Here is a 12,489-nt window from a genome sequence, read left to right as displayed (position 1 = left end):
ATAGAGAAATAATTCCATAATTTTGCACCCAGTTAGAACGTGACTTTAGGGTTTCTTTAAAACATAATTTAAAATGAAACGATTCGAATTATTTGTACTGATTTTAAGCTTTTTATTTGTAACGGGCAATTGTCAGGAAACTTATTGCACGGAGGTTAAACATAAACAAATAAAAACGTTGCAGGTTAAAGTTCAAGGCGAAACTTTTTCCGCTCCTGTAATAGAGTTGAATAGCGGAAAGGTTATCGAAATTAATTTCGATGCTTTAAGTCACGGCTATGGAAGGTATGCGTACACTATTACCCATTGCAATGCGGACTGGACTCCTTCTGTCCTATCATCGCTGGAATATATGAGCGGCTTTCAGAATTTATCCATCGATGATTTTGCCAATTCGCTTAACACAACTACTTTCTACACCAATTACAGGTTGTTTTTGCCGAACAACGACATCAAATTCAAGGTTTCCGGAAACTATGTTGTAAAGGTTTATAATGAAGACCGGCTAAAGGATATTGTTTTTACTGCTTGCTTTTCTATTGTAGAGCCAAAAGTGAACGTTGCTGCGACTGTAAGTTCGAATACAGACATCGACGTTAATAAGGAGCATCAGCAGATTGGTTTTGAAATTGTACATCCAAATTATGAAATCACAGCTCCTCAGTCTGATTTGAAAGTACAGATTTATCAGAACAACAGATATGACAATATGGTGAAAAACATCCAACCATTAACCATAGCTAAAGATCGTATTATTTATCAGTTTAATAGGGATTTAATATTTGAAGCTGGTAACGAATATAGAAGAATTGAATTTTTAAGTAATAAATACAATGGTATGGGGGTACAGCGGATTCAGTTCCATCGCCCCTATTATCATATTGATCTCTATCAGGATAGAGTGCGTAGCGATAAACCTTACTTATACGATCAGGATCAAAACGGACAATACGTTATACGAAGTTCGCAGGTTGAAGATCCGGATACCGAGGCCGATTATTATATTGTACACTTCTCTCTGGCTTCAAAACCAATTGTTAATGGGAATATACATATCTCGGGAAATTTGTTTAATAATGTATTGAACGAAAATAGCCGTATGGAGTATAATGAAGATGCCCGACAATACGAAAAATCGGTTCTATTAAAGCAAGGAACCTATAATTATCAGTATCTTTTTGTTCCAGACGGACAGCAAAAAGGAGAAACAGCTCCTGTTGAAGGCAACTTCAGTCAGACGTCTAATGAATACCGAATTATGGTTTACCACAGGCCTTTTGGCTCCAAGTTCGATAAATTGATTGCCGTAAAAAGGATTAACTTTCCGGAATAATCAGAAAAAAAGGAATGTAACTGGTACACACCAGAAACATTCCTTTTTTTTATAGCTTAGATGCTAACGAATCAGATTCTTTCGTTGATAGGAACATACGGACGTTCTTCCAATACATTCTTATAAGCCGGACGAATAATACGTTTCCCTTCAAAATTTAGCTCTTCGATTCGGTGTGCCGTCCATCCTACAATACGAGACATTGCAAAGAGTGGCGTGTATATTTCCTGAGGCAGACCTATCATTTCGTATACGAACCCAGAATAGAAATCTACGTTAGATGAAACTCGTTTGCCTGATTTGTTTCCTTTAAAATTAGAGAATGTTTCAATAGCTCTGTCCTCCAGTAATTCCAAGAAAGCAAACTCCTCTTCGCGGCCTTTTTCTTTAGCAAGATCCCTTGCCAGCTCTTTAAGCAGTATAGCACGGGGGTCTGAAATTGTATAAACAGCATGGCCGATACCGTATATCAAACCCGATTTATCGTATACTTCCTTACGGAGCATACAGTTGAAATATTTATCTATTTCCTTAACGCTTTTCCAGTCACCGATATTCTCTTTCAGATGATTAAACATGTCTACAACCTGTAGATTGGCGCCACCGTGAAGCGGTCCCTTCAAAGACCCTATACCTGCAGCAATCGCCGAGTAGGTATCTGTGCCTGTAGAACTTGTTACGCGTACTGTAAATGTAGAGTTGTTACCTCCTCCGTGTTCCGCCTGTAAAACCAACAATAAATCTAATGTGCGTGCCTCTAGCTCTGTATAATCCTTTTTAAGCATAAACAAGAAGTTTTCTGCTATGGAAAGATTTTCTTTCGGGTGACGGATGTGCAATGATCTTCCTTGAGTACTATGTCTGAAGATATTATATGCATAAGCAATAATCGTGGGGAACTTTGAAATCAGCTGGATAGACTGACGCATCAGATTGTCTCTGGATGTATCGTCAGGGTTTGGATCGAATGTGTACATTTCCAATACACTCCGGGCAAGGATGTTCATAATGTTCTGTCCTTCAAGATCCAGAATATTCATCGTTGTTTTTTGCTCGAGAGGCATATTTTCATTAATTAATTCAAGAAAAGCATCTAGCTCTTCTTTATCCGGCAGATTGCCCGATAACAACAAATAGGCTACCTCTTCGAACCCGAAGCGTTTATCAGCTATCAATCCGTGAACAATATCTTCAACGTCAAGTCCGCGATAAAATAATTTACCAGGAATGGCTTTTAAGCCTCCTTCCGGCATACGTTCGTAACCAACTACATTCCCGATTTTCGTAAGTCCCACAAGAACACCCGATCCGTCTTCGTTTCTTAGTCCTCGTTTAACGTTGAATTGAGTAAATAACTCATTTTCAATCTTACATGACGACTTTATAGTTTCTGATAGCTTGTAGATAATATATTCCTTTTTCATGTCTCACATATTTATTTGTTGGTTGATACAATTACGAAATTCAGTTGTTGAAAGAGTTTTCCCTTTATCCATAAATCGGGCAAGATCGTGTGTTGCTTCGCCTTTTTCAAAAGCTGATTCCATAGCATCAACAATTAATTTGGCAGCTTCGTTCCAGCCGATGTACTCTAAAAGCATAACGGACGATAATAACAAAGAGGATGGATTAACCACGTTCTTACCAGCAATACCCGGAGCTGTTCCATGGGTGGCTTCAAAAATGGCATGTCCTGTCTGATAATTGATATTTGCTCCCGGAGCTATGCCGATTCCTCCAACCATAGCAGCAAGCTGATCGGATATATAATCTCCATTAAGATTCAGCGTAGCGATTACCGAATACTCCTCCGGAATAAGCAGCGTGTTCTGCAAAAAGGCATCGGCAATAACATCTTTAATGATTACCCTACCCTCTTTTACGGCATTTTCTAACGCTTTGTTTGCGGCAGCTTCTCCCTCGTTCTTTTTAATAGTATCATATTGAGGCATTGTAAACGTTTGTGCTGCAAATTCATTTTCAGCAACAGCATATCCCCATAATTTAAATCCACCTTCTGTAAACTTCATGATATTGCCCTTGTGGACAAGCGTTACACTTGGTAATTTATTTGTGATTGCAAATTCGATTGCCGAACGTACCAATCGCTGTGTTCCTTCAACGGAAACCGGTTTAACACCAAAAGAAGATGTCTCAGGGAAACGGACTTTCTTTACGCCCATCTCCTCTGTAAGGAATTTAAGGAATTTTGCTGCTTCGGGAGTTCCTTGCTGCCATTCGATTCCGGCATAGATATCTTCCGTATTTTCACGGAAAATAAACATATCTACCTTCTGAGGTTCTTTAACCGGAGATACGACCCCTTTAAACCATCGAACCGGACGAAGACATACATACAGATCCAGTTCTTGTCTTAAAGCAACATTCAGCGAACGAATACCTCCTCCGATAGGAGTAGTAAGCGGACCTTTTATACCCACTAAATATTCTCTGAATGCCTCCATTGTATCCTCTGGAAGCCAATTCCCGGTAAGATTAAAGGCCTTCTCTCCTGCCAGAACTTCCTTCCAAAGGATTTCCCGCTTTCCATTATAGGCTTTTTTTATGGCACTATTTACAATAGACTGGCAAACCGGGGTTATTTCTGCACCAACACCATCTCCTTCTATAAAAGGGATCGTAACTTTATCCGGCACCAACAGCTTGTCGTTTTGTTTTGTAATCTTATTCATTATTCTTTTATTTTGTAACGTTTAGTGCTGAACCTGCTTTAAACCATTCTATTTGCATTTCATTATAAGTATGAACTACTTCAAAGGATTCTTGTGTACCATCTGCGTGATAAAGGATGGCTGTTAGATTCTTATTAGGAGCAAACGAGCGCAAGCCTACAATTGAAATATGATCGTTTTCTCTTATTTTATCGTAATCCGACTTATTGTTAAACGTTACTGCCAGCATACCTTGTTTCTTTAAATTGGTTTCATGGATGCGGGCAAACGATTTTGCCAAAATTACTTTCACATTCAAGAAACGAGGCTCCATTGCAGCGTGTTCTCTGGAAGAACCTTCTCCATAATTTTCTTCAGCAACAACAATGGATGATATTCCTTTGGCTTTGTATTGCTTGGCAACGGATGACACAGCTTCGTATCCACCGTTAAGCTGATTCAAGACTGCATTTGTCTTTCCGTTAAAAGCGTTGACAGCTCCCATTAACATATTATCGGAAATATTCTCTAAATGACCTCTGAAGCGTAGCCAGGGACCAGCCATCGAAATATGGTCTGTTGTACATTTTCCTTCAGCTTTAATGAGTAGCGGCATTTCCAACAGATCGTTTCCGTCCCAGGAAGCAAAAGGTTTAAGAACTTGCAGACGGGCAGATTCAGGATTGATCTTAATCTCAGTTTTCTTTTCTCCCGGAGCTATATAACCATTATCTTCTACAGCAAAGCCATTTGGCGGAAAGTCGGTACCCTTGGGTTCCTGAAGCATAATTTGTTCGCCGGCCTCATTTACGAGAGTATCTGTAAGCGGATTGAAACAGAGATCTCCTGCAATAGTTAAAGCCATTGTAAGTTCCGGGGAAGCTACAAACGCATGCGTATTCGGATTTCCGTCAGCTCTTTTGGCAAAATTCCGGTTAAATGAAGTTACTATCGAGTTCTTCCGTGTGTTGTCGTCTGTATGTCTTTTCCATTGACCGATACATGGTCCACAGGCATTAGCCATTATTACAGCACCTATATTCTCGAATGAAGCTAGAAGCCCGTCTCTGTCGGCAGTATATCTGATCTGTTCCGATCCCGGGTTGATGATCAGCGGAGCTGCAACTTTTAATTTATCGCTGTAAGCCTGACGGGCAATAGAGGCTGCTCTGCTTAAATCTTGATATGAAGAGTTTGTACACGAGCCGATCAGCCCCACTTCCATTTTGCGTGGATAACCATTTTCCTTTACTTTTGCAGCAAATTCAGAAATCGGAGTGGCTGCATCGGGAGTAAAAGGACCATTAATATGTGGTTCTAATGCAGAAAGATCAATTTCGATTACCCTGTCGTAATACTCTTCGGGATTTTCAATTACTTCCGGATCAGGTTTAAGATAAGATTCAATAGCATCTGCCATTAGGGCAATTTCTTCTCGGTTGGTAGCCTTTAAATAGGCTGACATCTGATTATCATAAGGGAAAAGAGATGTTGTTGCTCCAACCTCTGCTCCCATATTGCAAATTGTCGCTTTTCCAGTAGCAGAAATAGAAGCTGTACCTTCGCCAAAATACTCTATAATAGCATTTGTTCCTCCTTTAACAGTAAGAATCCCTGCTAATTTAAGGATTACATCTTTAGGAGACGCCCATCCGTTTAGTCTTCCTGTAAGTTTTACGCCAATTAGTTTTGGCATCTTTAACTCCCATTCCATACCAGTCATAACGTCTACAGCGTCGGCTCCACCCACACCAATAGCAACCATACCAAGTCCTCCGGCATTAGGGGTATGGGAATCCGTTCCTACCATCATTCCTCCGGGAAAAGCATAATTTTCCAAAACAACCTGATGAATAATACCAGCACCCGGTTTCCAAAAACCTATTCCGAAATTTGCGGAAACACTGCTAAGAAAGTCGTAAACCTCTTTATTGCTTTCGTTTGCAGTATTCATATCCGTTTTTGCACCCATGTCTGCTTGTATCAGGTGATCGCAGTGAACTGTTGCAGGAACAGCAGATTTGTCTTTACCTGCGTTCATAAACTGCAGCAAGGCCATTTGAGCTGTCGCATCCTGCATTGCAACACGATCTGGTCGGAAATTTACGTAATCAATACCTCGTTTAAAACTCTTTAAATCCTCTTGATTGAAAAGATGCGCATATAAGATTTTTTCGGCAAGCGTCATAGATTTACCAACGCTTTGTTTAGAACGCTCTACCCTGCTCCCAAAAGAGGCGTAGAATTTTTTTAGCATTTCAATATCAAATATCATATCGTAACAATTTATATAATTTATTTTTTTCAACCGGGAATTGATTGTTAAGCATCATGTTATCTTTTCTACCTCTATAAAACTGCAAGAACTGCTATTTTGTTCTGAAAATGGACTATTTTATTAGAATTATTTATAACAATAATCGCTTTGGCAACTATTTGTAATCATTAGTACTTGATTATGAATGAAAAGCATTTTTTTGAGCGGAAATAAAATTATCTATAGTAATTATATGTACTCATAATAATAGAATAAAATGGCCATATGGTATATTAATATGTGATTTAAGTATAAGATTCGTTGTTTTTATCCTTTTGATCAGGATCATTTATTTTAAAATACAATTTTTGTTTTCAATTGACATTATTTATAGCCTTTATTTTGTCGAAATATTATATATTAATTATTAAAAAATAATATTTTCAATAAAATTTGCTAGTTTGTGCTAAACTAGTAAGTAAAATAAGAATAAATTGTATATTTGCAGTTCAAATATGATTTAAATGATATTAAAACCAACTCTTTCACCTATAACTGAACTCCAAAATCAATTTGAATTATTGCAAAAGGAGTACAATTATGAAAAGGAAGCGTACAAAAAGCAAACAGAACAAGTTGGTATTTGGAAAAAAAAGCAACAGGGACTTTGTTGGTATCCTGTTATTACCGAAAAAAGTTATTTTAATTCATTAAATCAGTTTGTGGTTGAGGTTGTGAGAACCGATGATAAAGAGATAGAACATTCTTTTGAATATGGGAGACCGGTGTGTTTCTTTCGTGTAGGAGGTGAAGGTTCTATTCATTATTTTAATTGGTCGGTTCAAATAAGTTATGTACAGGATGATAAAATGGTGGTTATTTTACCAAATCCGGAAGCATTGATTGAACTTCAGCACGCAAATACATTTGGAGTGCAACTTTATTTTGATGAAACAAGTTATAAAGCTATGTTTGCAGCCATTACTTCGGTAATGAATGCTAAAAATAACAGGTTGGCACATTTGAGGGATGTTTTGCTTGGAAAAAATGCTGCGATGGAGAGGCATTTGATGCCAATTCGTTTTCCATGGCTTAACTCAACTCAGGAAGAGGCTATAAACAAGGTGCTTCGGGCAAAAGATGTTGCTGTTGTACATGGACCTCCGGGTACAGGAAAGACAACAACTCTGGAAGAGGCAATTTGTGAAACTTTGCAGCGCGAAAATCAGGTATTAGTTTGCGCACAAAGTAATACAGCGTTGGATTGGATTGCAGAGAAACTTGTAGACCGGGGTATTTCGGTTTTAAGGATTGGTAATCCAACCCGGGTAAATGATAAGATGCTTTCATTTACTTATGAGCGACGTTTTGAAGCTCATCCGGATTATCCAGAATTATGGAGCATAAGAAAAGCAATTCGAGATATGCAACGCTCCATGAGGAGGAAAAATCAGGATGAACGTGAAACGATACGAAACAGGATGTCTCGTTTGCGATTCAGGGCAACTGAGCTGGAATTAGCAATTGATGCCTCGCTGTTTGATCAGGCGCGCGTTGTAGCAAGCACACTCATCGGAGCATCGAACAGAGTGTTGGAAAGTCATCGATTTACATCGTTGTTTATCGATGAGGCTGCTCAAGCACTAGAAGCTGCATGCTGGGTTGCGATTAATAAGGCTGATCGTGTGGTTTTTGCCGGAGATCATTTTCAGCTTCCTCCAACGATTAAGTGTTTGGAAGCTGCGAAAGGAGGATTAAGTGAAACCTTGATGCAAAAAGTTGCAACAAGGAAGCCGTTAGCTGTGAGTTTGCTTAAAATCCAGTACAGAATGCACGATGACATTATGGGTTTCCCTTCTGCATGGTTCTACAATGATGAATTGATTGCTGCAGCAGAAGTTAAAAATCGTGGAATTCTGGCATATGATACGCCTTTAGTATGGATTAATACAGACGATAGTGATAGTTCTGAAGCTCAGCTTGAGGGCTCACTAAGTAAAATTAATAAGACTGAAGCAAATGTTTTGATTGAGACGTTACATGAGTATATTGAAAAAATAGGAAAAGAACGGATTTTAGATGAAAAGATAGATTTCGGACTTATATCACCCTATAAAGCGCAGATTCAATACATTCGTTCTCTAATCAAGAAAGATGGATATTTTAAGCCATTCAAAAAATTAATCACTGTTCATACAGTGGATGGTTTTCAAGGTCAGGAACGAGATGTGATAGTAATAAGTCTGGTCAGATCTAATAATGAGGGTCAGATTGGTTTTTTACAGGATCTTCGTCGAATGAATGTGGCGATTACAAGGGCAAGGATGAAGCTTATTATTTTAGGTAATGCTTCAACACTTACAAAACATTCTTTTTATAAAGAATTGTTTGATTATATTAAGAAGAAAGGAAAAATAATTTCAGTTTGTACAGAAGAAATATCCTAGGAAAATAGAGCTATTTCTATTTATAGATTATTTTTTTTAATAATTGATGGAACAATCTGTGCAATATGTATGTTATAGTTACAAAAGATACACTATTAATAATTTGGTTTAGAAAACAGTTAGAAGAATATGGAAAATTTAAAAGAATCTGCAGAATTAGCTGCTGGGAAATTGGATCCGAAAGCAGAAGTTGTTGTTATTTGCAAAATGTTGAAAGCACGTAGAAAAGATATGGGCTTGAATCAGAAGCAATTTGCTGAACTCCTAGGAGTTAAGCCGGAATATATTTCAAGAATTGAAGCCGGAAAAGTTGACCTTCAGCTTTCAACGCTTATCAGACTTTCAAGAGGTTTGAAATTGCAACTTGTAATTAGTCCCGTAGAAGGAGTATAAATTTATTTTATAATCCCATTAACCCCATAAAAGAGCTCGAAAGACTTCTTTTATGGGGTTTTTATTTAAAAATGAAATTGAATACAGGAATAGTGATTAACTTAAGTGAGTTTCAGAAATAAGTTTTATTTTTGTAATAAAAACAAATATACCCCATGAAGTATAAACTATTGGTCCTCGATATTGATGGAACGCTTACAAATACAAAAAAAGAAATAACAGACCGGACGAAATCGGCTCTTATTAAAGCTCAGGAATTAGGTATAAAATTGGTTCTTGCTTCGGGGAGACCCACATATGGTATCAGGCCTCTAGCCGAAGAATTAAGGCTTTCTGAATTTGGTGGATATATTCTCTCATTTAATGGAGGGTGCATTGTAGAGTGTGCAACCGACCAGATTACACATGAGAAAAGATTAAATAAAAATATACTCCCCCACTTTCAACAAATAGCAAAGAAAAAGAATTTTGCGCTGGTTTCTTTCGATGAATCATCAATTATTACTGAGACACCCGACAATGAATATGTTCAAAAAGAGGCATTTCTGAATAAAATGCCTGTTCGACAGGTAGATGATTTCTTGGAGGCTATGAATTTTTCTCCGTCAAAATGTCTTATGATGGGAGAACCTACCCGCCTGGCTTTGCTTGAAAAAGAAATGCACAACACCTACGGTGGACAAATTGGGGTATATAGATCTGAGCCTTATTTCCTTGAATTAGTTCCACTAAATACAGATAAGGCCAAATCGTTGGATATGCTCGTCAAGGACCTTAAGATTACAAAAAATGAGGTAATCGCGGTTGGTGATGGATTTAATGATCTTTCAATGATAGAATATGCCGGTCTTGGCGTAGCAATGGCAAACGCTCAGGAGCCGGTTAAAGCTTGTGCAGATTATGTTACTTTGTCGAATGATGAAGATGGAGTTGCACATTTAATAGAGAAATATATTTTCTCCGCATTCATCGGACTCAGCACATCGTTGGATAAGATTAATGATAATCTGAAGGATACGCTGATGCATTCATTAGGAATGAAATTTACCGTTGCAGAAGAGGATCATGTGGAAGCTATTATGCCTGTGGATATAAGAACACGTCAGCCATTTGGAATACTTCACGGAGGAGCTACGCTTGCATTAGCGGAAACTGTTGCCGGTTTTGGGTCCAACTTGTTATGTAATGAGGGCGAGTTTGTTGTGGGAATGCAGGTAAGTGGAAATCATATTTCTTCTGCAAGAGAAGGAGATACAGTTACAGCTATTGCCAAAGTTATTCACAAAGGACGGTCAACTCACATTTGGAATGTAGATGTAGTTTCCTCAATGGGGAAATTAATCTCAAGTATCAGGGTGATGAACAGCATTTTAAAGAAGAGATGATTCCTAGTGAAGTAACTAACTTTAGTGGTATCGACTCCCTAATACATCAACAACGTAGTTTCGCATTATATCTCTTGCCGGGAAATAATGAACCTACCCTTGTTTTACAGGAAGGTGGTGATATGGGGCAATTAAAGTCGTATACAGAATTAAACGACAAAAAAGGATTTGTTCTGGCTCCATTCTGCTTGAATGAATCACATCCGATAGTATTGATTCGTGCTGATATTGTGTCTGTTGGTTGGAAATCAATAGCTGGAGTAACATCGTTTCAGTCATCTGCTTGCAGTGCAAATAAAGAAACAGTATTTATGCTGGATAAAGAAGATTTGTATTATGCTTATAATAAATCTTTTAATGTCTTTATTAAACCATTGCGAGAAGGCATATTTGAAAAGTTGGTATTGTCTAGAAAGGTTAATATAAAGAAAACGAGTGAATTCTCGCCGGCAAAAGCATTTTACAATGCTTGCAGACGCTATAAAAGAGCTTTTGTATACCTATGTCATTCTCCTCAAAGTGGAACCTGGTTAGGTAGTACACCTGAATTACTATTGTCTGGGCAATTGGGTCACTGGAATACTGTTGCACTTGCTGGAACACAGCCTTTGATCGGGAACAACTTACCCGACAGTTGGAATGATAAAAACAGAAAAGAACAGGCCCTGGTTGCTGATTATATTAAAAGTCAGTTGGCTTCGGCTAATATTGATGTACTTGAAGATGGTCCATTTACTGTCCAGGCAGGTGATTTAGCTCATTTAAAAACAGAATTCAGATTTGAAACGGCAGATAGAAGATGTTTAGGTAATTTGGTTGAACTTCTTCATCCTACGCCAGCTATTTGTGGATTACCCCGAAAGGAAGCTCTTCAATTCATCAAAGAAAATGAAGGATACGACAGAAGTTATTACTCCGGATTCATCGGAATGATTGATGCAGATGGGCGGAATGATATATACGTCAACCTTCGATGCATGAATATAGGGGAAAATGATCTGACGCTTTTTGCCGGAGGCGGTCTCTTGGATTCGTCGGATGTTGATCAGGAATGGGAAGAGACGAATGATAAATTACAAACCATGTTGGCTATTTTAAAATAAACTTTTATGTACTCATCAAAGAAAAATGTATTGTTACTGGCATCCATGCTCGAAGCATATTCAATTCGTGAGGTGGTACTATGCCCTGGTTCCAGAAATGCCCCTTTGATTCAAACATTTTCCCAGAATCCATTTTTTCGTTGTTACACAGTTGTGGACGAACGAAGTGCCGGATTTTTTGCATTGGGACTGGCTCAGAAAATTCAACAACCAGTTGCCGTGTGTTGTACATCGGGAACGGCATTGCTGAATCTTGGACCTGCTGTTGCAGAAGCGTATTATCAACAAATCCCTTTGCTGGTTATTTCGGCCGACAGACCTCAATCATGGATCGGGCAAATGGATGGGCAAACTCTTCCGCAACCTGGTGTTTTTAATTCACTTGTAAAGCAATCAATACAACTTTTAGAGCCCGATTCGGAAGAAGATGAGTGGTACTGTAAACGAATGATCCATGATGCTATATTTCAATTAATGAATCGTCTTCCCGGACCATCTCATATAAATATACCATTATCAGAACCTTTATTCGATTTTTCAGTAACAGAGTTACCAAAGAATAAGCCGATACTAAGGAATCCGGTTGATTATTCTCTAAATAACAGTGCCTTATTGGATGAATGGAACCTGTCTACAAAGAAAATGATTCTGATAGGTCAGTTGCCTCCATTTAATGGATTGGAAAAAGCGCTTGAAAGTATTGCTGAAAAGTTTGATTGTGTTATTCTGGCCGAACATACGGCTAACATTCGTTCTTCAAAAGTAATTTATAACTTTGATGCCATTATTTATCAATTATTAAACGAAGAAATTGCATGTTTTTCTCCCGATTTACTAATTACCTTAGGAGGTCATGTCGTTTCGAAAAGAATTAAGAAATTCTTGAGAAGCTGTAAACC

Annotated in this window: 9 protein-coding genes; 6 read left to right on the top strand and 3 right to left on the bottom strand. The window is 38.1% G+C overall.

Features of this window, described 5'->3' with window-relative positions; all coding sequences use genetic code 11:
- Positions 1-73 precede the first annotated feature (73 nt).
- On the top strand, positions 74-1,333 hold the full coding sequence (locus AB7E53_RS02830) for a type IX secretion system plug protein (protein WP_446774054.1): 1,260 nt from the start codon (positions 74-76) through the stop codon (positions 1,331-1,333).
- Between the two features lie 71 nt (positions 1,334-1,404).
- Here AB7E53_RS02830 and AB7E53_RS02825 read toward each other — a convergent pair whose 3' ends face one another.
- The 3 genes from AB7E53_RS02825 to AB7E53_RS02815 are packed head-to-tail and all read right to left on the bottom strand — an operon-like array spanning position 1,405 to position 6,280.
- Positions 1,405-2,757, bottom strand: coding sequence for a citrate/2-methylcitrate synthase (locus tag AB7E53_RS02825; protein WP_179398294.1), 1,353 nt, complete (start codon positions 2,755-2,757; stop codon positions 1,405-1,407).
- 3 nt (positions 2,758-2,760) lie between these two features.
- On the bottom strand, positions 2,761-4,026 hold the full coding sequence (gene icd / locus AB7E53_RS02820; RefSeq protein WP_446774052.1) for an NADP-dependent isocitrate dehydrogenase: 1,266 nt from the start codon (positions 4,024-4,026) through the stop codon (positions 2,761-2,763).
- 7 nt (positions 4,027-4,033) lie between these two features.
- Positions 4,034-6,280, bottom strand: coding sequence for an aconitate hydratase (locus AB7E53_RS02815; RefSeq protein ID WP_079683244.1), 2,247 nt, complete (start codon positions 6,278-6,280; stop codon positions 4,034-4,036).
- A 506-nt stretch (positions 6,281-6,786) separates the two neighbouring features.
- On the opposite strand from AB7E53_RS02815, the gene AB7E53_RS02810 reads away from it, so the two are divergent.
- The 5 genes from AB7E53_RS02810 to menD all read left to right on the top strand — a co-directional run.
- Positions 6,787-8,709 carry an AAA domain-containing protein gene (locus AB7E53_RS02810; protein WP_446774050.1) on the top strand — a complete coding sequence of 641 codons (1,923 nt, stop codon included), beginning with the start codon at positions 6,787-6,789 and terminating at the stop codon, positions 8,707-8,709.
- A 129-nt stretch (positions 8,710-8,838) separates the two neighbouring features.
- On the top strand, positions 8,839-9,102 hold the full coding sequence (locus AB7E53_RS02805; protein WP_068183736.1) for a helix-turn-helix domain-containing protein: 264 nt from the start codon (positions 8,839-8,841) through the stop codon (positions 9,100-9,102).
- Positions 9,103-9,257: 155 nt separating this feature from the next.
- Positions 9,258-10,487, top strand: a complete 1,230-nt coding sequence (locus tag AB7E53_RS02800) for a Cof-type HAD-IIB family hydrolase (RefSeq protein WP_068183733.1) — start codon at positions 9,258-9,260, stop codon at positions 10,485-10,487.
- Positions 10,484-11,590, top strand: coding sequence for an isochorismate synthase (locus tag AB7E53_RS02795; RefSeq protein ID WP_446774049.1), 1,107 nt, complete (start codon positions 10,484-10,486; stop codon positions 11,588-11,590). Before AB7E53_RS02800 ends, AB7E53_RS02795 begins: the two co-directional genes overlap by 4 nt.
- Positions 11,591-11,596: 6 nt before the next feature.
- A partial coding sequence (menD, locus tag AB7E53_RS02790) for a 2-succinyl-5-enolpyruvyl-6-hydroxy-3-cyclohexene-1-carboxylic-acid synthase (protein WP_446774047.1) occupies positions 11,597-12,489 on the top strand: 893 nt, incomplete at its 3' end.

Source organism: Macellibacteroides sp. (assembly GCF_050251695.1).
In the GTDB taxonomy this organism is placed as follows: Bacteria; Bacteroidota; Bacteroidia; order Bacteroidales; family Tannerellaceae; genus Macellibacteroides; species Macellibacteroides fermentans.
This window is presented reverse-complemented; position numbering and strand designations above follow the sequence as displayed.

What these genes read in the sequence shown, in the direction of transcription:
- AB7E53_RS02815 (WP_079683244.1), bottom strand. Translation starts at nt 6,280, where the DNA reads ATGATATTTGATATTGAAATGCTAAAAAAATTCTACGCCTCTTTTGGG.
- AB7E53_RS02800 (WP_068183733.1), top strand. Translation starts at nt 9,258, where the DNA reads ATGAAGTATAAACTATTGGTCCTCGATATTGATGGAACGCTTACAAAT.
- icd (WP_446774052.1), bottom strand. Translation starts at nt 4,026, where the DNA reads ATGAATAAGATTACAAAACAAAACGACAAGCTGTTGGTGCCGGATAAA.
- AB7E53_RS02795 (WP_446774049.1), top strand. Translation starts at nt 10,484, where the DNA reads ATGATTCCTAGTGAAGTAACTAACTTTAGTGGTATCGACTCCCTAATA.
- AB7E53_RS02830 (WP_446774054.1), top strand. Translation starts at nt 74, where the DNA reads ATGAAACGATTCGAATTATTTGTACTGATTTTAAGCTTTTTATTTGTA.
- AB7E53_RS02825 (WP_179398294.1), bottom strand. Translation starts at nt 2,757, where the DNA reads ATGAAAAAGGAATATATTATCTACAAGCTATCAGAAACTATAAAGTCG.
- AB7E53_RS02810 (WP_446774050.1), top strand. Translation starts at nt 6,787, where the DNA reads ATGATATTAAAACCAACTCTTTCACCTATAACTGAACTCCAAAATCAA.
- AB7E53_RS02805 (WP_068183736.1), top strand. Translation starts at nt 8,839, where the DNA reads ATGGAAAATTTAAAAGAATCTGCAGAATTAGCTGCTGGGAAATTGGAT.